We start from the raw sequence: 20,715 nt of genomic DNA, 5'->3' as shown, positions 1-20,715 counted from the left end.
GTTGGAGGCTAGCCGCAAAGATCGCCGGTTGCCAGATCATGTCGGTTGCACATGTGGCGTGGCCCACAGCATCATTCGCAGCGCACCGTGACCGTGCCTTGATAGTTGCCAGCCGGGAAGATGCCGGACGATTTCGTGGCCGTGAGATCGACCTGGATGGTGTGAGTGCCGTTGGTCACTCGCTGCGGCGAACTGCCTGGGATGTCCACGCCTGAGCCATCAAGGCGGAAGACGGTGTCAAAAGCGACGTTGGTATCGCCGCCGCTTGGCGCGGAGGTGAAGGCGATCGGCGCTGGCGCCGACACGGAATAACAGTCGAGCAGGTTTAGGATCGAGCACAGCGTCGAACTCGCGGTGATGGTGGCGCCGGCGCTCGACCCGCCCGCCTGCTTGGAACCGAAGATGTTGATGGAGGGGTTCGATTTCATCGTTCCCGAGACGCCGATCACGATCGTGCAGGTGCCGATGATCGCCGCCTGAGCCGGTGGCCCGAAGCAGGCAAGTACCGCCATCGCAAGAAGCGCGCGGCTATTTCTTCCGCTTTTTCTTCTCATTGCCGTTTGTGCCTCTGATACTCCAGCCTTCATTGGCCCACCCAGTCGATGCGGCAGCGGAGGCGGTCGCGGGAGCGGGAGCAGCCACGCTCCCCGTCTGGCCGTCGGCGCCTACGCCCATCTTGAGAAGCTTCAATTCAAGCTGCAGGCGCTCGACCTCGAGCTCGTAAAGGCGGCTGCAATCGACGCGCTTCGGCGTGCGGCCGATCGGGATCACCACACGGCCGTATGTGGCGACGTCGCTGTTCGACTGGCTGTTGTTGTTGCCTCGGATGACGCCGAGGTCCAGATAGGCGCCGCTGCCGGAAACGGCTGAGCGGCAGGTCGTGCCGTCGCTGGCATGGACCTCGTCCTGGCCCTGGGGCAGGCTGACACCTGGCAAGGTGAAACCCGTCTGGTTCTGGTTCAGGTTCAGGATATCCTCGGCAAACCCCTCGCTCACGACCGCCAAGGCGGGCAGCAGGGAGAGGGTCAGGACCTGCGATGTCCGAAGAACTTTCCGCATATCTGCGCCCTTATCTGCGTCTGCTCGCTTGGAAAGGGGATACTCTCGGTACAGATACGCACTTTACGCTCGGTCGCGCCGTCGAAGGGCACGACCACCAGAACCGGACGCGACGCCTGGCCCGCCAGAAGGAAGGCGCTGGGCGTGACCTTGGCATCGACCGGCTGGAAATCCTGGTCATAGACATGGACCTCGACGCGAATGCGCTGGTCGTACGGATTGCCGGGGAAGACGCGCACCGCGAAGGCATCCGTGAAGGATCTCACCTCGCCCCGCATCGGTGTCATCGACTGGCTCGTCGCCGCAATGGGGGACAGCACGGCGGCCAGTGCCGCCAGTATTCCAATCGTTCTCAAAGGCCGCTCCTTTCGCGAGAGGGCTATTCGCAGCGCAGTGTAACGGTTGCCTGGTAGTTGCCGGCGGAGAAGCGGTTCGAGCCGCTCTTGGTGCCGGCAAGGTTGACGGCAACCGTCGACGTGCCGGGCGCCGTCAGCGCGGTCGCGGTGCCCGTTTCCGAAATCGTCTGCGCGCCGGTGGTGGCGAAGGTCGGAGTCCAGGTGGTAGCGGTAACGTCGCTAGCCGGCACGGTGGTGGACGTGACCGGGTCGACGCTGAGCGTGACGCCGCCCGTGGTGTCGACCTGGGCGCTGCCGGCCGAACCGCCGGCATTGTGGGAGCTCAGCGACTGAAGATCGCTGCTGACGGTCATTGTGCCGTTGGAGTTGATCGTGATCGTGCAGGTGGCGGTGATGGTGCCGTTGAACAGCACATTTCCGGTGGCGGCCGATGCTGGCTGGCCGGCACAAGCAGCCAGCAAGCCTGCGGCCGCGGCGCGAAGGAATTTCATCGAGACACCTCTTTCAAGCCGAATGGTCGGCTCAATGTAGAGGCATCATCTCTTTATCGTGGTTAATTTAGGGTTAAGTTAAGCAACATCGCCAAGCAACTTACAATACAACCGGCAAAACCAGAGGTTGCTGCCGGTTGTATTGCGCAGACAATCGGTTTAATTTGTTCAATTATACTTACTTATATTTTAATCCACGGTTTTTCGCAACAGCGTGCGGAAAAATCGAGATTTCAGGACGCCACCTGGCCCGCTTCCCAGCCGAGGATGGCGCGCTTGCGCGTCAGGCCCCAGTGGTAGCCGGTGAGAGCGCCGGACTTGCCCAGCGCCCGGTGGCAAGGAACCACGAAGGACATCGGGTTGGCGCCGACCGCCGCACCGACAGCCCGGCTTGCGCTCGGCGCGCCGATGCTGGCCGCGATCGAGGAATAGGTGCAGGCCTTGCCCATCGGGATGCGCAGCAGCGCCTCCCAGACGCGGAGCTGGAAATCGGTGCCGATCATCACCACGCGGAGCGGCTGGTCGGCGCGCCAGTTCGTCGGATCGAAGACGCGCGCGGCGTAGGGCTGGGTGGCCGACATGTCCTCGACGTAAGTCGCGTTCGGCCAGCGGCCGGACATGTCGGCGAAGGCGGCCCGCTCGCCGCCGGCATCGCAGAAGGCGAGGCCGGCCAGACCGCGGTCGGTGACCATGATGAGCGCAATGCCGAAGGGCGAGATGTGGTAGCCGTAGCGGATGGTGAGGCCGGCGCCGCGGGTCTTGTAGTCGCCGGGCGACATCGCCTCGTGGGTGACGAAGAGGTCGTGCAGCCGGCCTGGACCCGACATGCCGAGCTCGAACGAGGTCTCCAGCAGCGGCATGCCCGAATCGAGCAGCCTACGCGCATGATCGAGCGTCACTGCCTGCAGGAAGGCCTTGGGCGACAGACCCGCCCAACGCGTGAACAGTTTCTGCAAGCCCGTCGGCGTTTCGCCGACCGCTTCTGCCAGAACCTCCAGCGAGGGCTGGTCGCGGTAGTCGAGGCTGATCTTCTCGATGGCGCGGCGCACGACCTCGTAGTCGCTGCCCTCAGGGGTGATGTCGTTCTGAAGGATCGCTGACGGTTTCATCCGGGCATTCATGGTCATCTGAGCGTTCATGGCAATATCTCCCATGGCAATATCTCCTTGACCGCGAATATCGTTCTTCCCACGCTTTGCCACCACCCGAAACTTGCCTTCCCGCCGCCCATACCCAGATAGAGTCGGCTTCGAGGGAGGACGATCGTGACCGGCGAAAAGGTAAATCTGAGCGGGGCCAGGGAAACCTTGCTGATGACGCTCTACGGCAAGGCGATGGAGAGCCGTCTGCCGCATTCGCTGCTCAAGGATCGCTTCGCCGACGAGGCGGTACGCAAGATCGATTATGATTTTTCCAGGCTCAAGGTCGACGACAATCTCGGCATCGGCTTTGCCATCAGGGCCAAGACACTGGACGTCGGCGTCCAGGACTTTCTCGCCAGAAATCCCAACGCCATCGTACTGCATCTGGGATGCGGGCTCGATACACGCTTTTTTCGCGTCGACCCGCCGCAAGACGTGGACTGGTTCGACGTCGATTATCCGGAGGTCGTCGCGCTCAGGCGCAAGCTCTATCCGTCTCGTGAGAATTGCCACCTGGTCGCCTCGTCGGTGACCGAACCGGATTGGCTGGTCGATGTGCCCCGCAACCGCCTCGCGATCGTGGTGGCGGAAGGGTTGACCCCCTATCTTGCCCCCGACGAGGGGCAGCGCCTGTTTGCGCGGCTTGTCTGGCATCTTGCCGGCGGCGAACTCGTGTTCGATGCCTACAACCGTTTCGGCCTGAAGCTGATGCGCCTCAATCCAGCCATCAAGGCGACGGGCGCCGAGGTCCACTGGGCTATCGAGGACCCTCACGAGCTGGAGCGAGCCGTCCCGAAGCTGCGGTTCGTCGAGGAGATCCCGGCCTACAAGGCGGAACACGCGGTTCGCATGGGCTGGCGAGCGAGACTGTTCGTTCGCCTTTGGAAATACGTTCCCGCCCTGCGCAACATCGGCAGGCTGTTGCGATATCGGTTTTGAAGGGTTCGAACTCAGCGCGCCTTGGCGGTCGCCAGCGCGCGCGAAAAGGCCGTCGCAAAACTTTCGCGGTCATCCGGGTTGAGGAAGCCGCCGATCGAAACACTCCTGCCTTGCGCCTCCACTGCCATGTTGGTGATGCCGATCTCGGCATGGCGGGCGATCGAAAACCGCGCCCAGAACGGGTTGAAGCGATGGTCCTCGAAGCGGCCCGACGGCGCCGTCTTGCGGATATCGAGGCTGGTGCGCGAGACCGAGATTTCCTCACGGGCGCGCGCGGCACGATAGTTGACGCGGAAGGCGATGTAGACGGCGATCACGTCGAGCCCGAAGAAGCCGAAAACCGGCCATGCGCCATGCGCCAGGAAGATCGCGCCGGTAACCGCCCAGCCGAACAGCAGCGCGCCCATCAATATCAGAAAGCCGGTGCGGCCGAGGGAACGATGCGGCGTCAGCAGGGCCTGGAAGAATGGCTCATCGGCTTCGAACGAGGCGTTTGTGTCGCTCATGAGGTAATATTATAGGAAGGGAATGGCGCCTCCCAAGTCCAAAAATTCCTTACCCGTCAAAAAGCCATCAGCCTCCGCCCCAGGCGGTGGCGCGAAAGCAAAGGCGCCGTACCGAAAGGGCGGACCGCGCCCGCTCTACACGCCCGCCGAGGTGCATGAGATCTTCCGGCGCTTTTGTGTGCAACGGCCGGAGCCGAAAGGCGAGCTCGACTATATCAACGCCTTCACGCTGCTGATCGCGGTGGTGCTGTCGGCGCAGGCGACCGACGCCGGCGTCAACAAGGCGACGAAGCCGCTGTTTTCGGCAGCCGACACGCCGCAAAAGATGCTGGCGCTCGGCGAGGCCAAGATCGGCGACTATATCCGCACCATCGGGCTCTGGCGCAACAAGGCCAAGAACGTGATCGCGCTTTCGAAGGCGCTGATCGACGACTATGCCGGCAAGGTGCCGCAGGACCGCGACGAACTGGTCAAACTGCCCGGCGTCGGGCGCAAGACCGCCAATGTCGTGCTCAATGTCGCCTTCGGCCAGCATACGATGGCGGTCGACACGCACATCTTCCGCATCGGCAACCGGATCGGCCTGGCGCCCGGCAAGACGCCGGAACAGGTCGAGCAGGAACTCTTGAAGGTCATCCCGGCCGAATATATGCGCCATGCCCATCATTGGCTGATCCTGCACGGCCGCTATGTCTGCAAGGCGCGCAAGCCCGACTGCCCGGCCTGCGTGATCGCCGACATCTGCAAATCCAAGGAGAAGACCACCGACGTGCCGGCGCCGCTGGTGCCGATCGCGCCGTTGAAGGAGGCTTTTCCCGCGGAGGTTTAGTAGCCGTAGCCGCGCGCCATCGCCGCGGCAAAGACGGGGATGAGCAGGAAGATGAAGCCCTCGGCGCGGACGTAATTCTTCACAGAGGCAAGTTCGGCCGCCGGCACCAAGAAGGATGGATCGCCGCCCGCCTGCCTGTTCCAGGAGATGAAGCGCATGGTCGGGATGACCGACAGCAGGCCGACGATGATGAAGGCCGCCATCTTCGCCCAGAACACCCAGTTGTAGACATAGAATTCCCAGCCCTTCAGCCCGAAGAACACCCGACAGACGCCGACGATGACGATCAGCGCGGCGATGATGCCGTAGTGGCGGTCGATGCCGACAAGGCGCTTGAGCGTCGCCGCCGGCAAATCGCCGCGCACCAGCACGACCTCGGCGCCGATGATGCCGGCCAACGAGAAAACCAGAAGGTGATGGAGGATGGCCAGCAGAAGGTCGGTGGTGTCCATGGTTCTTCCTCGATCGAAGAGCGCGAATGTTGAATCAGTTTTCAATGGTTGCAGAGTAGCATCGCGAGGCAAATCCCATATGTGCAAGCTAACCATAAGCGTCGTTGACGCCACCAGCCGACAGTCTATTGCTTGGAACCATGAGCCGACTGAAGCGTGCCCTCAATCCGATGCCCGAAGACGTTCGAGCCGTACTTGCGGAGCGGGGACTGACGGCCGCCTATGACGCGCGGCCGGACTATCAGCGGAACGACTATCTCGGCTGGATCGCCCGCGCCAAACGCCCGGAAACGAGGCAGAAGCGGCTCGACCAGATGCTCGACGAACTGGCGCTCGGTGGTGTCTATATGAACATGGTCTGGCGCGGCTGAATCCGGCCGTCCAGTTTTGCCTGCCTGTCACCCTGCTTGCCTCTGGAAGATGGCTCCGGTCATCCTGGCCCTTGTTCGAACGCGATGGTTTGCTAAGCGCTGCCGCTTCAACAGAGGTGAATGCCATGAGCATTGCAAAGGAAGCCGGTGTGCCGATCCTGGAGACGGCGCGGACCGTGCTGCGGCCGCACAGGCTCGACGATTTCGAGACCTATGTCGCCATGTGGGCTGACCCCGGGGTCACCCGTTTCATCGGCGGCAAGCCGCGCACCCGCGAGGAAAGCTGGTTGCGCTTCCTGCGTCATGCCGGGCTCTGGTCGCTGCTTGGCTATGGTTTCTGGGCGATCGAGGACAAGGCGACGGGCCGCTTCATCGGCGAGGCAGGGTTCCATGATCTCAAGCGCGAGATCGAGCCGTCGATCGAAGGCGTGCCGGAAGCCGGCTGGGCGCTGGCTTCGGTGGCGCATGGCCAGGGACTTGCGAGCGAGGTCGTCGGGCGCATCGTCGCCTGGGGCGACGCGGTGTTCGGGCGGGCAAGGACCGTCTGCATCATCGATCCTGAAAATGGTGCCTCGCTTAAAGTGGCTGAAAGGAACGGCTATCGCGAAATCCTGCGCACCACCTATCACGACAAGCCGACGATCCTGCTGGAGCGGCGGGCTGGAGGGGCGACAGCTTAGGTGCAGGTGGTAGCTGCAATGGGGATCGCGGAACCGCGTCAGCCGGCCTTGCGGCGTAACGTCTGCGCCAAACCCTCCCAGGCATCGACGGTCGCACCCCGGTCGATCCGGCCGCCGCGGAAAACCGTCGTCGCGTCGAATGGCTGCGGTCTGGCGATGGCATAGCCCTGCGCGTGGTCGACGCCGATCTTGCGCAAGGCCTCGATGATGCCGTCGCTCTCGACGAATTCGGCGATGGTGCGTTTTCCCGTCACCTTGCCGATGTGATGGATCATCTCGACCATGGCGCGGTCGATGCGGTCGTCCAGCATGTCCTTGACGAAGCTGCCGTCGATCTTGAGGTAGTCGACCGGCAGGTGCTTCAGATAGGCGAAAGACGACATGCCGGAGCCGAAATCGTCGAGCGCGAAGCGGCAGCCCAGGCCGCGCAGGTCGGCGATGAAGCGCATGGCTTCCGTCAGGTTGGCAATGGCGCTTGTCTCGGTGATCTCCAGGCAGATCGTCTGGGGCGCAATGCCATGGGCCGCGAATTGCTCGCGCATGAAGCCGAGGAAAGTCTCGTCGCCGAAGCTGGCGCCGGAAAGATTGATGGCGCAGGTGGATATCGGCGTGGCGCGCGGATCGGCAAGCCTGGCCGCGAGAATTTGGAAAGTGTTGCGAACCACCCAGCGGTCGATCGCCGGCATAAGTCCGTAGCGCTCGGCCGCCGGGATGAAGCTTTGCGGCGTGACGAAGTTGCCGTCCTCGTCGGTCAGCCTGAGCAGGATCTCGATATGCGCGCCGGCCTCGGCGACATTCTCATTGAGCGGCGAGATCTCCTGCGCATGCAGCCTGAAGCGGTTCTCGTCGAGCGCGGCATGCAGGCGCTGGACCCAGGCCATCTCGCCGAAACGTTCGCGCAGCGCCGTATCGCTGTCGCTGTGGAGCTGAATGCGGTTGCGTCCCTTTTCCTTCGCCATGTAGCAGGCGACATCGGCGGCGCGCAGCACCTCCTCCAGCGACATCCCGCAATCGGCAATCTCGACCATGCCGATGCTGACGCTGATGTTGAAGGGCCTGCCTTCCCAGGAAAAATGCAGATCCTGGACGGTGGCGCGCAGCCGCTCCGCCGTGGCGATGGCGGAGCCGGTGTCGCAATCGAACAGCAGCACGCCGAACTCGTCGCCGCCCAGCCTGGCCAGGATGTCGCCGGTGGGCAATTCGTTGAGCAGCAACACCGAGATCTGGCGCAGAAGCTGGTCGCCCGCCGCATGGCCGCAAGTGTCGTTGACCAGCTTGAACTGGTCGAGGTCGAGATACATCAGCGCATGCACGCGCGGCTTTTCCGGCGGCTGAGAAATCGCGCCTGCCAGCCGGCTCTCGAAGTCTCGGCGGTTGACGAGACCGGTGAGCGCATCGTGCGATGCCTGCCACGACAGGCGCTCGATGAAGTCCTGCTCGCGGGTCATGTCGTGCAGAGCAAGAACGGCGCCGACGATCTTGCCGGAGACGCTGAGCGGCGCGCCGTTGAGCGCGACCGGCACGACGGAGCGGTCGGGGCGCTCCAGGAGCTGTGGCCGCACGTTGGAGCGGCGGGGCTCGCCGGCCAGCAAGCGCGGGATCAGGTCGGTTTCCTCGACACCGCTATCCTTGTCGATCAGCCGGAACAGCGAGGCCACAGGCTTGCCCCTCGCGGCGCCAAGGGGGCTGGCGAGCAAGCGTTCGGCGACGGCATTCATGTAGTCGAGCCGCCCAACCGCATCGGTGCTGACGACGGCTTGGCCGATCGAGGCCAGCGTGATCTGCGCGCGTTCGCGCTCGGCATTCAAGGCGCTTCGGAAGGCCTGCCGCTGAGCCATCAGCTTTCGTGTGCGCCACACCGCCAGCAAGATAAGCAGCGCCGCGGTGACGAGGTTGGCGGCCGTGAGCGCCATCTTGATGAAGCGCGAGCCCTCGCCGAGGCTGTCGGAGAAGGCCTTGGACAGTGGTCCGATGCGGTGGTCGAGCTGATGGATATCGGCTTTCCAGGCGCTGATCTCAGCCTGCGACGCGGACCCCTGTTCGAGCCTTCTGTGCATGTCGTCGCCGAGCCTCTCGATGGCGAGGATCATCTCGTCGGCTTCCGTCCAGTGACGGATGGCGGTGTCGAGGTAGCTCACGCGGCGGAAATTCTGGAACAGCCAGATCAGGCCGGCAATGTCGTCGGCATGGTTGTTGCCGCTGAGGAAACCCTGTCGCGCGGCATCGGTATCAGGCTCAGCCTGTTCGAGCGCTAGCCTGGCCGAGCGATCGGCGAGCGGCACGGCAATGGCCTGGCGGTATTCGCTGAAATATTCCGGCCTGCCGGTATCGGCATAGAGGCTGAGGAAGTAGATGGCCTGCTTCTGCCCTTTCGACCACTGGCTTTCGCCGCCGACATAGGCGCGAACGGCCGACAGCGTGTAGAGGCTGAGGCTGGCCACCAGTGCCTGGATCAGGACGACCGCAATGAAAGGCCAGACCAGCCCGATGAGGCGCGGGCTGGCATCCGTCGATGAGAGCTTCATCGCATTCCCATGGAGCCTGCCTTGACCCCGTCGACGTCTGTCCGACCGGTTCATCCGTCGGTTGAGACGATGTTGTTCCCCTCATGTCTGCCGGCAATCGGCGACGACAATCCAGATAGCGTGTCTGGCTTAACAGCCGATAAATTCGCGCAGTATTTGTTTTCGAAAGTCTTCGACAAAACAGTCCGCGGCTTGCGCCGCGTCCTGTGGATATTTCCAGCCTAGTATAGCCCTCCGAGTCCCGCTCGCCTGAATAAAGGTGAATGGCGCGCCCAGCAGGCTCCGCCGATCAGCGTTTGGCTTTGAACTTGTTCAGCGCCGCTGCAGCACGAACCAGAGCCTTGAGCGCTTCCCCGTCGATCTCCTCGCCCTCGCGAAAATCGATGGCGCGCCTTGTGTTGCCCTCGAGGCTGGAGTTGAAGAGGCCTGCGGGATCGGGCAGCGCCGCGCCCTTGGCGAAGGTCAGCTTGACGACAGCCTTGTAGGTCTCGCCGGTGCAGATCATTCCGGCGTCCTCCCAAACCGGCACCCCGCGCCACTTCCATTCCTCGGTGACGTCTGGATCGGCCTCCTTGATCAGGGCACGGAGGCGGCCAAGCATCTCACCCCGCCAGTCGCCCAATTCCTCGATACGTCCATCGATCAGCTCGGACGGAGATTTGCTTCCCGGCGATCCGCTTTTCTCCATGTCTGTTCTCCTTCAATGCTGGATAGTGGATCGCCACGGTACGCTCCCGGGAGGGCCGCGCTTGATCAATAGTGCGCCTACATTCGTTCACCAGGCAATCGGCTTGCCTGTTTCACCCAGGAGACGAATTGCGCTTCATCGAGCTGGTCGGCCTCGTGGATGTGGAAATAGCGCGTGTCCTTGCTCTTGGATTCGCCGGGCGGCACGGGCTCGAGCGACATGCCGCGAAAGAAGGCCACCTTGATGTACCTGGTGAAACAATGGATGCCGAGAAACCAGCCTTCACCTTCCATCCCGTAAAACGGCGAGTTCCATTTCACGGCCTTCTGCACGTGGGGGACGGCCTGCATGATGAGCTGGTCGAGCCGGCGGCCGACCTCGCTCTTCCAACCCGGCATCGCCGCGATATAGGCCTGCACGGGAGCGTCGCCGTAGCCCTTGGCGATCTGCGGATTGCCGCCTGAAAGCAGGACGGACTTCGCGCCCGGGGGCTTGGCGGCAGGCTTCGGCGATTTCGCCTTCGCCATCAGGCCGGTCCTATGCGCTCGCTTGCTTGCTCACCGCGCCATCTGACGGCATAGGGCAGCACGAACATATAGAGGCCGCTGAACAGCAGCAGGAAAAGCGGCAGGAGCGGCGAATAGACCACCCAGGCGGGGGGCTCGCCCAATGCCATGGCGACGAAGTTGGCGATGACGGTCACGGTAAAAATGATCGACAGCCAGCGATGCAACTGCCTGATCCACTTGCTCCATTCCAATGCTGCCTCCTCTGAAAAAACCAATGAAACGGCGGACTTACCAGCGCGCCAGCTGCGTGATCTGGATGAGATTCCCGCAGGTGTCGTCGATCTGCGCGATGGTCGAACCGGTCACCTCGGTCGGCGCCATGGCGAAGCTGCCGCCATTTGCCGTGATGCGCTCGTGGTCGCCCTTGATGTCGTCGGTGAACAGCATGAGCGCCGGCTGGCCCTGCTTGAAGATAGCCTGCTGATAGGTCCTGGCCGCCGGATTGTCATTCAACGCGAGCTGTAGTTCGGTGCCGTCCGGGTCGTCAGGCGAGGCGACGGTCAGCCAGCGAAACGGTCCATTGGTGAAATCGGCTTTCTTGTTGAAGCCCAGCACGTCGGTATAGAAGCCGAGAGCCTTCTCCTGGTCGTCGACATAGACGCTGGTCAGCTTGATCTTCATTGCGTTTCTCCATTGCTTTCGCTCGCGGTTTGCCACCCGCCAAACGATGCCTGCTTTTTTGAGCGCTTCGGCGGGACTTCAGTCTTCGATCCGCGCCAGAACCTCTTCCAGGGCTGTGAGGAATCTCGGCCAGCCGACAGTGGCACCCCGGAAATACGGCTCCTGATCCAGCCGGAAGCCCGTCTGCTCCATGCGCAGACGAGTGCCTGAGCCCGTCGGGGTGAGCGTCCAGGTGACGACGCTTTCCAGGTCCTTGGTGTCCCAGGTGTAGGACAGCGTCTTGTTGGGCTCGACGGTCTGGACCTGACACTCGACGCCTCCCCAGTCCGCGCTGAGTTCGAAACGATGGTCCACGACCGGCTTGAAGTCGTTCTTCATCAGCCACTCCTCGATAAGATGCGGTACGGTCAGCGCGCGCCAGATCTTTTCCGGCGGATAGGGAATCTCGCGCTCGACAACGACGGAGCGCGTTCCGGCCGGCATATCGTTCATTGATCCATCCTCTTCAGCAGATCCTCGAGATCGTCGAACCGGCTCTCCCAGAACCCGGCCATTTGCCTTGTCCAGTCCATCAGCGGCGCCAGCGCGCCGACCTGCGCGCTATAGTGAGTCTGCCGGCCCTCGTGTCGGTCGCGCACCAGCCCGGCTTCCTTGAGCACGCCAAGATGCTTCGACACCGCCGGCTGCGAGACGCCGGCCTGCGCTGTCAATGCTCCAACCGTCTGCTCGCCTTGATGGCACAGACGTTCAAAAATGGCGCGTCTTGTCGGATCGGCAAGCGTCCGGAAGAGCACATCGTGCGCGGTCGACATCTGGATCAATAACCCAATGGCTATTGATTGACCTATAACCATTGAGCTATATGTGAGTCAAGCAGGGGATCTGGGGGAATGCTCAGACTGCAGCGTCCACGTCGAGGCTTGCCTCATCCAGCATGGATGCGTCCTCGCCGAAGGCGCGCGTGGCGCGGGCGGCGGCCTCGAGCAGCGGGCGCTTCATGCGCTTGAGGAAGGCGGCGTCGACGCGGGTGCCTGGGCCGGCCAGCGTCAGCGCGCCGACCAATGTCCGCCCCGGCCCGAACACGGGCGCGGATATGCCTGCGGTCTGCGGGTCGCGATCGCCGATCGAAATGCAGCTATAGGTTCTGCGGATCGTCTCGTAGGGCTCGCCCTGCTGGCCGGAAAAGGCGGCGAGCACGCGGCCGCCGGAGCCCACCAGCAAAGGCAGGACGTCGCCTTCCCGGATCGTGTAGCGGATCGGGTGCTTGGACTCGACCCGGTAGAGACAGGTGCGCACGTCGCCCGAGCGGACGTAGAAGGCAACGCTCTCCCAGCTCCGCTCGGAGAGGTCGCGCATGATCGGCAACAGGATATCCATCGCCACAACCGAGCGCTGGTAGAGCGCGCCAAGCCTGAAGGTGGCCGGTCCGATGCGGTAGCGCCCGTCTTCCAGGCGCTCCAGCAATTGTCCGCGCATCAGCGAATTGGCCAGCCTCAGAATGGTGCTCTTGTAGAGGCCGGTGCGGGCAGCGATCTCGGCGAGCCCGAGCGACCGGTCGGCAATGGTGAATGCGTCCAGGATGGCGATTGCGCGATCGAGCGCGGCAACGCCGTCGGCCTGGGCTGGGCTGGGAGGTATGTCTGTCATTCCGGTGACGATTTCATCGTGGTCGCCCATCCGGGAATGGTCCCGGACATGCGGATTTAGTCCGGTCCGATGCGTTCTGTCCAGCAGAATGGCATTCCCGTTGACAGAACGCTGTCACAAATGCTTGAACTCGAATGCGGGTCTTAATTCAGGCCACGTCTTGGCAGGCACCGGAGGAGGTGTCGTGATTTGGAGGAATCCCATGCTGAACAGACGCAGATTCTTGACGAGCACCGCCGCCGGCTTCGCGGCTTTGCATTTCGTACCCGCCTTTGCGCAGGACACCCCGCAGATCCAGATTTTCGTGCCGGCGGCACCCGGCGGCGGCTGGGACCAGACCGCGCGCACGATCGACCAGGTGCTGCGCTCCGAGAAATTGATCTCGGGTTCGCAGATCACCAATGTCGGCGGCGCCGGCGGCACGGTCGGCCTGCCGCAATTCGTCAACCAGTGGAAGGGCAAGGGCAATTCGCTGATGGTCGCCGGCATGGTCATGGTCGGCGCCATTATCGCCAACAAGTCGGCCAATAACCTGACCGAAGTGACGCCGATCGCGCGCCTCACCGGCGAGTTCGAGGCGCTGGTGGTGCCGGCTGCCTCGCCGTTCAAGACGGCCGCCGATTTCGTCGCGGCGCTGAAGGAGGATCCCACGAAGGTTCCGGTGGCCGGCGGTTCGGCCGGCGGTTCCGACCACATCCTGTTCGGCCTGATCGCCAAGACGGCCGGCGTGCCTGCCGCCAACTTGTCCTACGTGCCGTTCGCCGGCGGCGGCGAGGCGCTGTCGGCGCTGCTCGGCAACCAGGTCGCGGCCGGCATTTCCGGCTATGGCGAGTTCTCCGAGCAGATCAAGGCGGGGGCGCTCAGGCTGCTGGCGATCTCGGCCGACAAACGCCAGGAAGGCATCGACGCGCCGACGCTCAAGGAGGCCGGCATCGACGTCGAATTGTTCAACTGGCGTGGCGTCTTCGCCCCGCCCGGCGTTTCCGATGAGGACAAGGCGGCGATGATCAAGCTGGTCGAGACCATGGCCAAGAGCGATGCCTGGGCAACCGAGTGCAAGAACCGCAACTGGACGTCGATCCTGCTGACCGGCGACGACTACGCCAAGTTCGTCGCCGACGACACCGCCCGCATCGGCGCGATCCTCAAGGATCTCGGCCTCGCCTGAGCTCCGGACCGCCCAGTGTTCCGAAGGGGCCTGGCTCCCCTTCGGAGCAGCATGGACAGGTGATCGAGCAGCATTGAAACTGCAGCGATGCCGGCGGTTGAATGCCGGCCATCCGGGGAGGAGATCATGAGCACCAGCGACCAGCAGGCGTCACCGCCGCGCCTTGCCGTACCCGAATTGCTGATCGGCATCGGGCTTCTGGCCTGCGCCGGCGCCGTTGCCTGGCAGACCCTGGCGATCCCGGTGTCTCCGCTCTATTCCAAGGTCGGCCCGACCGTCTTTCCCTATATCACCATGGCCGGGATGATCCTGCTTTCCCTGCTGCTCATCCTAGCCGCCCTGCGGGGCGGCTGGCAGCCGGAGGAGGAGAAGGAGACGCCGACCGACTGGGCGTCGATGGGTTTCGTGGTCGCGGGCCTGGTCGCCAATCTGCTTCTGATCCAGCCGCTCGGGTTCACCGCCGCCTCGGTGATCATGTTCGTGCTGGTCTGCTTCGGCTTCGGCAGCCGGCACCCGCTGCGCGACGCGCTGCTTGGCCTGGTGCTGGCGCTGGCGGCCTATTTCGGCTTTGCCAGGGCGCTCGGCGTCAACATCGGCGCCGGGCTGATCGAGGACCAGCTCAATGTGCTGATCAATGCCGTCTTCGGCATCGGGAAGGGCTGAGACGATGGACACGCTCGGCTATCTCGCGCACGGATTTGCAGTCGCCTTCACGCCGACCAATCTGTTGTGGTGCCTGGTCGGCACGACGCTCGGGACCGCGATCGGCGTGCTGCCAGGCCTCGGGCCGGCGCTGACCATCGCGCTGCTTTTGCCGATCACCTACCAGGTGGCGCCGGAAGCCTCCTTCATCCTGTTCGCCGGCATCTACTACGGCGCCATGTATGGCGGCTCGACGACGTCGATCCTGCTCAACACGCCAGGCGAAAGCGCCACCATCGTCACCGCGCTGGAAGGCAACCGGATGGCGCGCTCGGGGCGTGGCGGCGCTGCACTCGCGACCTCGGCGATCGGCTCTTTCGTCGCCGGCACGCTCGGCACGCTGGGCGTCGCCTTCCTGGCGCCGATCGTGGTCAAGTTCGCGCTGGCCTTCGGGCCGGCCGAGTATTTTTCGCTGATGGTGCTCGCCTTCATCACCGTTTCGGCGGTGCTCGGCTCATCCTCGGTGCGCGGGCTGACCAGCCTGTTCGTCGGCTTCGTCATCGGCATGATCGGCGTCGACCTGCAGACCGGGCAACCGCGCTTTACCTTCGGCATGGGCGAACTGCTCGACGGCGTCGACGTCATCATCGTCGCGGTCGGCCTCTTCGCGGTCGGCGAGACACTCTACATGGCCTCGCGCCGCTATGCCGGCAAGGATGAGATCGTACCGCTGAAGGGCTCGCTCTACATGACGGCCGCCGAATGGGCGCGCTCGTGGAAGCCATGGCTGCGCGGCGCCGCGATCGGCTTTCCGATCGGCGCCATGCCCGCCGGCGGCGCCGAAATCCCGACCTTCCTGTCCTATGCCATCGAGAAGAAGCTCTCCAAGCACAGGGAGGAGTTCGGCACCGTTGGCGCCATCGAGGGCGTCGCCGGGCCGGAGGCCGCCAACAACGCGTCCGCGGCCGGCGTGCTGGTGCCGATGCTGACGCTCGGCCTGCCGACCTCGGCGACCGCCGCGATCATGCTGTCGGCCTTCCAGAGTTACGGCATCAATCCCGGGCCGCTGCTGTTGACGACACAGGCCAACCTCGTCTGGGGCCTGATCGCCAGCCTGTTCATCGCCAACGTCATCCTGGTCATCCTCAACCTGCCGCTGATCGGCCTCTGGGTGCGGTTGCTGAAGATCCCGGCGCCGCAGCTCTATGCCGGCATCCTGGTGTTCGCCACCGTCGGCACCTACGGCATCTCGCAGTCGCCGACCGACCTCGTCATCCTCTATCTGCTGGGGACCGCCGGCTTCCTGATGCGCCGCTTCGACTTCCCGACGGCGCCCGTCATCATCGGCATGATCCTCGGACCGCTCGCCGAGACGCAGTTCCGCCGGGCGATGACGATCGCCAATGGCGACTGGACGGTGTTCTACAGGCATCCGCTGTCGCTGACGCTTCTCACGCTGGCCTTCATCGGCCTTGTCGGCCCGCATATCTGGGCCTGGATCGAACATCGGCGGACACGCGGGCCGGAACATGTGCCGGGCGATGCCTGATCGATTTGGAGCATCATGACAGACCTGCTTTCCGGTGTCCGCGTTCTCGATCTCACCAACGTGCTGGCAGGCCCGTACTGCGCCTACCAGCTTGCGCTGCTCGGCGCCGACGTCATCAAGGTGGAGGCGCCGCCGGGCGGCGATCTCGCGCGCCAGCTCGGCGCCTCGCCGGAACTCAACAGAGCCGGGATGGGCGCGTCCTTCCTGGCGCAGAACGCCGGCAAACGATCTGTCGTGCTCGACCTGAAGAAGGAGGCCGACCGCGAGCGTTTCCTCGATCTGGTCGCCACGTCGGACGCGCTGGTCGAGAATTTCCGGCCGGGCGTGATGGATCGGCTTGGCCTCGGGCATGAGAGGCTGAAGGAAGTCCGGCCGAGCCTCGTGTATTGCGCGATATCCGGTTTCGGCCAGACCGGTCCGATGCGCGGCAACCCGGCCTACGACCAGATCATCCAGGGGCTTTCGGGGATCATGAGCATAACCGGCACGCCGGAGACCGCGCCGCTGCGCGTCGGCTATCCCGTCGCCGATACGCTGGGCGGATTGGTCGGGGCCTTCGCGATCGCCGCGGCGCTTGTCAGGCAGAAGACGAGCGGCGAGGGCGCTTTCCTCGACGTCTCGATGCTCGAATGCACGCTGTCGGCGCTGGGCTGGCCGGTGTCGAATTATCTGACGGCGGGCGTCGAGCCCCAGCCCATGGGCAATGAGAACATGACGGCGGCCCCGTCCGGTGCGTTCCGCACCGGCGACGGCCTGCTCAACATCGCCGCCAACAAGCAGGAGCAGTTCGTCACCCTTTGCGGGCTGATCGGACGCCCTGAACTGGCGTCGGATCCGCGCTTCGCTGAACGCGAGACGCGCAAGGAGAACCGGGCCGCGTTGAAGACGCTGATCGAGGAAACGCTTGCCGGCGCCCCGGCCGCGGCCTGGGAAGAAAAGCTCAACCGGGCCGGCGTGCCGGCGGGACGTGTGCTGACGATCCCGCAAGTGCTGGAGGAACGCCAGGTGACGGAGCGCGGCATGGCGACCCGCTTCCGGCATGTGCCTGGCATGGAAAAGCCGCTGACGGTGGTGCGCGGCGGTTTCATGGTCGACGGCGCGGCGCCCGCGCCGGCCGCGCCGCCGCCGCGGCTCGGCGAGCATATGGACGAAGTGTTCGCGGCGTTGCCGGAACGCGACAAGATGAGAGCCCGGACATGAGCGCGGAGAAGAAGACCGGCCGCGAGCGCGGCGAGCAATGGTGGCAGACCGGCATCATAGAGATGCGGCCCGGCATGATCCGGCTGCGCGGCTATGAGATCCAGGACCTGATCGGGCGCATCAGCTTTCCGGCGATGATCTGGCTGATGCTGCGCGGCGAACTGCCAAGCGAGGAGCAGGCGGCGCTGCTCGGCATCGCGTTGGGAGCCGCCGTCGACCATGGCCCGCAGGCGCCGTCGATCGCCATCGCCCGCATGGCGGCCACCTGCGGCGTCGGCATCAACAATGCCATGGCCTCGGCCATCAATGTGCTTGGCGACGTGCATGGCGGCGCCGGCGAGCAGGCGCTGTCCTTCTACGGCGATATCGCAGAGGCGCTGGACCGGGGGCTGACGCTCGGCGAGGCCGTATCGGCGCGGCTCGACCGCTTCTTTGCCGAGGAAGAAGGCTATGTGCCGGGTCTCGGCCATCGCTTTCACCCGGTCGACCCTCGGGCGCCGCGCCTCATCGAACTGACGCGTGACTTCGCCGTGCGCGGCGTCGTCAGCGGCCGCTTCGCCGACATTGCCGAAGCGATCGAGGCGGAAATGGCAAAGCGCAAGGGCAAGAAGATCCCGCTCAACATCGACGGCGCCACCGCCGTCATCTATGGCGAGCTTGGCTTTCCGCCGGCGCTGACACGCGGCCTGTTCGTCCTGTCGCGCTCGGTCGGCATCCTGGCGCATGCCTGGGAGCAGTCGCAGGAAAGCGACCGCAACAAGGGGCCGCTGCCCCGCGAATGGCTGTGGGCCTATACCGGCACGCCGGCACGCCCCTTTCCCGGCGACTCCGAGTAGAAGACCGTCTCAGGCCGGCTCGGCCGCAGGGACCGTCAAATCCCTCAGAAGGGTCGAAAGCTCCGGCTCATCGATGAGCAGGGCCGCGTCGGCCACCGGCAGCCAGGCGCGTTGCCGGTTCGCGGCCTCCCGCCAGTCGGCCATCTCCTCGGCGACTTCGAGCAGGTAGACGACCACGTCGACACGGACGAAGCGGCTGGCCATGCGTTTCCAATAAGAATAGGTGCCGGCGGGCTGCTTCAGCGCCTTGCCGAGCACGCCTGCCTCCTCCTGGGCCTCGATCGCGGCCGCCTTGCGCCCGCTCTTGCCCTTCATCGGCCAGCCCTTGGGTACGATGAAGCGCCTGGTCGTGCGTGAGGTGACCAACAATATTTCGAGATTGCCTCCCTCGCTCAAACGAAAGGGGATGGCCGCCACCTGACGGATCCGCTCTCCTTTCTTTGCCTTGCGCACTGCATTCTTCTTGGCAGTTGCCATTCCAAAATCCGATGAGAGCAGCGTCCGCGCCGCGCGCTGTCCGCACACGGCAAAATCCCGCCCCTGCAAACCCTAGAGCAGTTCATCGTTTCACGGAAACGCTGAACTAACTATTTGTTTTTGCGCAATTCCGGACGGAAAACCGTTATACACTTTTCCTGGAATTGCTCTAAAACCGTCCCCTTGCAATTCCGGCTCTCGCCAGCAAGTAAGTCGGCTAAATAAACCGAAAAAGGCTAAATGTCAGCGGCAAACCCGCGAAATCGTGGTGCCGATCACCTGCGACTGGCAATTCTGCTTGACGATCGGCACTTCAGGGCGAGGCTTCGGCACGATCTGCCGGTCCTGCTCGCGATAGAGCTGCTGCTGTTGCTGGAACTGCTGCCGCTGCAACTGGTTGCGGAGCGTCTGCAGTTCGTTCTGCTGGATCAGGCCATTACGGTTCGTCGGGATGACGACCTGGGCCGAGGCATCTAAAGCTGCGCCCAAAAGGGCGGCGGTCGCCAGAGACAGCGATGTCAAGACCACCAAAAAGCGAGGATGCGACATCGCTTCCTTCCCGCATGAAAAACTGAACCTGGCCGTAATATAGGGTGCTTGTCTGGATGTACCATGGTTCAGTCGACCTCGCGCAAACGATAGCCGACGCCGGTCTCGGTGATGATGTAGCGCGGCTGGTCCGGCGTCTTCTCGATCTTCTGCCTCAACTGGCGGACGTAGACCCTGAGATATTGCACGTCGGTCGAATCGTTCCAGAGCTGCTTCATCAGGAACTGGTGGGTGAGCACCTTGCCGGCATACTGCACGAGGATGCGCAGGATGTCGTATTCCTTGGGTGACAGCTTCACCTCCTTGCCCTCGACCTTGACGATGCGCTTCACCAGGTCGACCGACAGGTCTCCGGTCTGGAATACCGGCTTCTCGCCCTGCTGCTGGAACTTGTGGCGCAGCGCCACACGGATGCGGGCGACCAGCTCGTTCATGCCGAAGGGTTTCGTCACGTAGTCGTCGGCGCCGAGCTCGAGCGCCGAGACGATGCCGGCCTCGTCGGTGCGGCTTGAAAGGATGACAACGGGAATGTCGAGCCCGTCGTTGCGCCATTTGCCGAGCAGCTCGAGGCCGGTCATGCCGGGCAGGCCGAGGTCGAGCAGGATCAGGTCGGGCCGTTGCATCTGCATGAACTCGATCGCGGCCCTGGCGTTCGGCGCCTCGGAGACCGAATAGCCCTGGCTGCCAAGGCCGACGCGAAGCAGCTTGAGGATCGGCGGCTCGTCGTCGACGACCAGGATGCTGACGTTCTGATTGGTCATGCAGCGTCATCCGTTTTGGCGACGGCCAGGTCCGGAATTTCTTCCGGCACCGGCATGCGGATGGTGAAGATCGCGCCCGGCCTGTCGGTGCGGTTCGCCGCCGAAATCGTGCCGCCCATGGCCTCGATGAAGCCGCGGCTGATCGACAGGCCAAGCCCCGTTCCGGCACGGACCTGGTCGCGCTTGCGCACGCGGTAGAAGGTATCGAAGATCCGTTCGACGTCGCCCGGCGGGATGCCCGGCCCCTCATCCATGACCTGCAGGATGACGGACCCATTGTCGACCCAGCCTTGCAGGCGGATAATCGAGCCAGGCGGCGCATATTTCGCGGCATTGTCGAGAAGGTTGAACAGCGCTTGCTCGAACAGCACGGGATCGAGCCGCAGCATCGGCAAATCCGGTGGAATATCGGTCTCGATCCTGTGCTCGCCGGTGATCTTGCTGGCACGATTGAGCGCCGATCCGACAATGTCGCCGACGTAGTGGAACGCATAGTTCGGCTCCATCGCGCCGGATTCGATCTTGGTCATGTCGAGCAGGTTGGCGATGAAGCGGTTCAGCCGTTCCGATTCATTCAGCACCGTCGCCAGGAGATCCGCCCGGTCCTTCTCCGGCAGTGCCGGCGCGAACTCCCGCAAGGTGCCTGCCGCGCCCATGA

General features: G+C 63.8%; 28 protein-coding genes. 9 read left to right on the top strand and 19 right to left on the bottom strand.

Annotated elements, in window-relative coordinates; translation table 11 throughout:
• Positions 1-71: 71 nt before the first annotated feature.
• The 5 genes from EOA38_RS02025 to EOA38_RS02005 form a co-directional block, all read right to left on the bottom strand.
• Positions 72-554 carry a hypothetical protein gene (locus tag EOA38_RS02025; protein ID WP_189350531.1) on the bottom strand — a complete coding sequence of 161 codons (483 nt, stop codon included), beginning with the start codon at positions 552-554 and terminating at the stop codon, positions 72-74.
• Complete coding sequence (locus EOA38_RS02020; RefSeq protein WP_126091949.1) at positions 529-1,059, bottom strand: hypothetical protein; 531 nt, start codon at positions 1,057-1,059, stop codon at positions 529-531. Before EOA38_RS02020 ends, EOA38_RS02025 begins: the two co-directional genes overlap by 26 nt.
• Positions 1,026-1,415 (bottom strand): hypothetical protein, encoded by a 390-nt coding sequence (locus EOA38_RS02015; protein ID WP_126091950.1) that lies wholly within the window; start codon positions 1,413-1,415, stop codon positions 1,026-1,028. The genes EOA38_RS02020 and EOA38_RS02015 overlap by 34 nt, the downstream gene beginning before the upstream one ends.
• Positions 1,416-1,438: 23 nt before the next feature.
• Positions 1,439-1,906 carry a hypothetical protein gene (locus tag EOA38_RS02010; protein ID WP_126091951.1) on the bottom strand — a complete coding sequence of 156 codons (468 nt, stop codon included), beginning with the start codon at positions 1,904-1,906 and terminating at the stop codon, positions 1,439-1,441.
• 233 nt (positions 1,907-2,139) lie between these two features.
• Positions 2,140-3,045 carry a methylated-DNA--[protein]-cysteine S-methyltransferase gene (locus EOA38_RS02005; protein ID WP_126091952.1) on the bottom strand — a complete coding sequence of 302 codons (906 nt, stop codon included), beginning with the start codon at positions 3,043-3,045 and terminating at the stop codon, positions 2,140-2,142.
• Positions 3,046-3,171: 126 nt separating this feature from the next.
• Here EOA38_RS02005 and EOA38_RS02000 point away from each other — a divergent pair, with 126 nt between their 5' ends.
• Entirely contained in the window at positions 3,172-3,987 is an 816-nt protein-coding gene (locus tag EOA38_RS02000; RefSeq protein WP_126091953.1) for a class I SAM-dependent methyltransferase, read from the top strand.
• 11 nt (positions 3,988-3,998) lie between these two features.
• Here the strand turns inward: EOA38_RS02000 and EOA38_RS01995 are convergent, their stop codons facing one another.
• Positions 3,999-4,493 (bottom strand): DUF2244 domain-containing protein, encoded by a 495-nt coding sequence (locus tag EOA38_RS01995; RefSeq protein WP_126091954.1) that lies wholly within the window; start codon positions 4,491-4,493, stop codon positions 3,999-4,001.
• 22 nt (positions 4,494-4,515) lie between these two features.
• Between EOA38_RS01995 and nth the strand changes: the two genes are divergently transcribed.
• Complete coding sequence (gene nth, locus EOA38_RS01990) at positions 4,516-5,322, top strand: endonuclease III (protein ID WP_126091955.1); 807 nt, start codon at positions 4,516-4,518, stop codon at positions 5,320-5,322.
• Here nth and EOA38_RS01985 read toward each other — a convergent pair.
• On the bottom strand, positions 5,319-5,774 hold the full coding sequence (locus EOA38_RS01985; protein ID WP_126091956.1) for a DUF2214 family protein: 456 nt from the start codon (positions 5,772-5,774) through the stop codon (positions 5,319-5,321). The genes nth and EOA38_RS01985 overlap by 4 nt on opposite strands.
• A 140-nt stretch (positions 5,775-5,914) precedes the next feature.
• On the opposite strand from EOA38_RS01985, the gene EOA38_RS01980 reads away from it, so the two are divergent.
• Together EOA38_RS01980 and EOA38_RS01975 are read left to right on the top strand one after the other, a co-directional pair.
• Positions 5,915-6,145: a YdeI/OmpD-associated family protein gene (locus tag EOA38_RS01980; RefSeq protein ID WP_126091957.1), complete on the top strand. Its 231-nt coding sequence runs from the start codon at positions 5,915-5,917 to the stop codon at positions 6,143-6,145.
• A gap of 125 nt (positions 6,146-6,270) precedes the next feature.
• Positions 6,271-6,825 carry a GNAT family N-acetyltransferase gene (locus EOA38_RS01975; protein ID WP_126091958.1) on the top strand — a complete coding sequence of 185 codons (555 nt, stop codon included), beginning with the start codon at positions 6,271-6,273 and terminating at the stop codon, positions 6,823-6,825.
• Positions 6,826-6,863: 38 nt separating this feature from the next.
• On the opposite strand, the gene EOA38_RS01970 is transcribed toward EOA38_RS01975, so the two are convergent.
• The 8 genes from EOA38_RS01970 to EOA38_RS01935 all read right to left on the bottom strand — a co-directional run bounded on the left by EOA38_RS01970 (position 6,864) and on the right by EOA38_RS01935 (position 12,875).
• The gene (locus tag EOA38_RS01970; protein ID WP_126091959.1) at positions 6,864-9,350 is read right to left on the bottom strand and encodes an EAL domain-containing protein; all 2,487 of its coding nucleotides are present in this window, start codon (positions 9,348-9,350) and stop codon (positions 6,864-6,866) included.
• Positions 9,351-9,639: 289 nt separating this feature from the next.
• Positions 9,640-10,038 (bottom strand): DUF1801 domain-containing protein, encoded by a 399-nt coding sequence (locus EOA38_RS01965; RefSeq protein WP_126091960.1) that lies wholly within the window; start codon positions 10,036-10,038, stop codon positions 9,640-9,642.
• Positions 10,039-10,115: 77 nt separating this feature from the next.
• Entirely contained in the window at positions 10,116-10,565 is a 450-nt protein-coding gene (locus EOA38_RS01960) for a DUF1801 domain-containing protein (protein ID WP_126091961.1), read from the bottom strand.
• Complete coding sequence (locus EOA38_RS01955) at positions 10,565-10,798, bottom strand: hypothetical protein (protein ID WP_126091962.1); 234 nt, start codon at positions 10,796-10,798, stop codon at positions 10,565-10,567. Before EOA38_RS01955 ends, EOA38_RS01960 begins: the two co-directional genes overlap by 1 nt.
• Before the next feature lie 37 nt (positions 10,799-10,835).
• A complete protein-coding gene (locus EOA38_RS01950; RefSeq protein ID WP_126091963.1) occupies positions 10,836-11,228 on the bottom strand; it encodes a VOC family protein in 393 nt (130 codons plus the stop codon).
• A 78-nt stretch (positions 11,229-11,306) separates the two neighbouring features.
• On the bottom strand, positions 11,307-11,720 hold the full coding sequence (locus tag EOA38_RS01945; RefSeq protein WP_126091964.1) for an SRPBCC domain-containing protein: 414 nt from the start codon (positions 11,718-11,720) through the stop codon (positions 11,307-11,309).
• Positions 11,717-12,040 (bottom strand): metalloregulator ArsR/SmtB family transcription factor, encoded by a 324-nt coding sequence (locus EOA38_RS01940; protein WP_126091965.1) that lies wholly within the window; start codon positions 12,038-12,040, stop codon positions 11,717-11,719. The genes EOA38_RS01945 and EOA38_RS01940 overlap by 4 nt, the downstream gene beginning before the upstream one ends.
• 82 nt (positions 12,041-12,122) lie before the next feature.
• Positions 12,123-12,875: an IclR family transcriptional regulator gene (locus tag EOA38_RS01935; protein WP_127298310.1), complete on the bottom strand. Its 753-nt coding sequence runs from the start codon at positions 12,873-12,875 to the stop codon at positions 12,123-12,125.
• Between the two features lie 202 nt (positions 12,876-13,077).
• Between EOA38_RS01935 and EOA38_RS01930 the strand changes: the two genes are divergently transcribed.
• From EOA38_RS01930 to EOA38_RS01910, 5 genes are all read left to right on the top strand, one after another.
• Positions 13,078-14,043 carry a tripartite tricarboxylate transporter substrate-binding protein gene (locus tag EOA38_RS01930; RefSeq protein ID WP_126091966.1) on the top strand — a complete coding sequence of 322 codons (966 nt, stop codon included), beginning with the start codon at positions 13,078-13,080 and terminating at the stop codon, positions 14,041-14,043.
• A 126-nt stretch (positions 14,044-14,169) separates the two neighbouring features.
• A complete protein-coding gene (locus tag EOA38_RS01925) occupies positions 14,170-14,706 on the top strand; it encodes a tripartite tricarboxylate transporter TctB family protein (RefSeq protein ID WP_127298309.1) in 537 nt (178 codons plus the stop codon).
• A 4-nt stretch (positions 14,707-14,710) separates the two neighbouring features.
• Positions 14,711-16,234, top strand: a complete 1,524-nt coding sequence (locus tag EOA38_RS01920; RefSeq protein WP_127298308.1) for a tripartite tricarboxylate transporter permease — start codon at positions 14,711-14,713, stop codon at positions 16,232-16,234.
• A 15-nt stretch (positions 16,235-16,249) separates the two neighbouring features.
• On the top strand, positions 16,250-17,434 hold the full coding sequence (locus EOA38_RS01915; RefSeq protein WP_127298307.1) for a CoA transferase: 1,185 nt from the start codon (positions 16,250-16,252) through the stop codon (positions 17,432-17,434).
• The gene (locus EOA38_RS01910; RefSeq protein ID WP_127298306.1) at positions 17,431-18,270 is read left to right on the top strand and encodes a citryl-CoA lyase; all 840 of its coding nucleotides are present in this window, start codon (positions 17,431-17,433) and stop codon (positions 18,268-18,270) included. Before EOA38_RS01915 ends, EOA38_RS01910 begins: the two co-directional genes overlap by 4 nt.
• Before the next feature lie 9 nt (positions 18,271-18,279).
• Here the strand turns inward: EOA38_RS01910 and EOA38_RS01905 are convergent, their stop codons facing one another.
• The 4 genes from EOA38_RS01905 to EOA38_RS01890 all read right to left on the bottom strand — a co-directional run.
• The gene (locus EOA38_RS01905; RefSeq protein ID WP_127298305.1) at positions 18,280-18,747 is read right to left on the bottom strand and encodes an NUDIX hydrolase; all 468 of its coding nucleotides are present in this window, start codon (positions 18,745-18,747) and stop codon (positions 18,280-18,282) included.
• A gap of 243 nt (positions 18,748-18,990) precedes the next feature.
• Positions 18,991-19,296 carry a hypothetical protein gene (locus EOA38_RS01900; RefSeq protein WP_126091972.1) on the bottom strand — a complete coding sequence of 102 codons (306 nt, stop codon included), beginning with the start codon at positions 19,294-19,296 and terminating at the stop codon, positions 18,991-18,993.
• 68 nt (positions 19,297-19,364) lie between these two features.
• The gene (locus tag EOA38_RS01895; protein ID WP_126091973.1) at positions 19,365-20,057 is read right to left on the bottom strand and encodes a response regulator transcription factor; all 693 of its coding nucleotides are present in this window, start codon (positions 20,055-20,057) and stop codon (positions 19,365-19,367) included.
• The coding region (locus EOA38_RS01890; protein WP_245480727.1) for an ATP-binding protein at positions 20,054-20,715 on the bottom strand (662 nt) is incomplete at its 5' end. The genes EOA38_RS01890 and EOA38_RS01895, both read right to left, overlap by 4 nt.

It is taken from the genome of Mesorhizobium sp. M1E.F.Ca.ET.041.01.1.1 (genome assembly GCF_003997355.1).
Lineage (GTDB): Bacteria > Pseudomonadota > Alphaproteobacteria > Rhizobiales > Rhizobiaceae > Mesorhizobium.
Note: the sequence above shows the minus strand (reverse complement) of the source record. Positions and strands in the feature narration are given on the sequence as shown.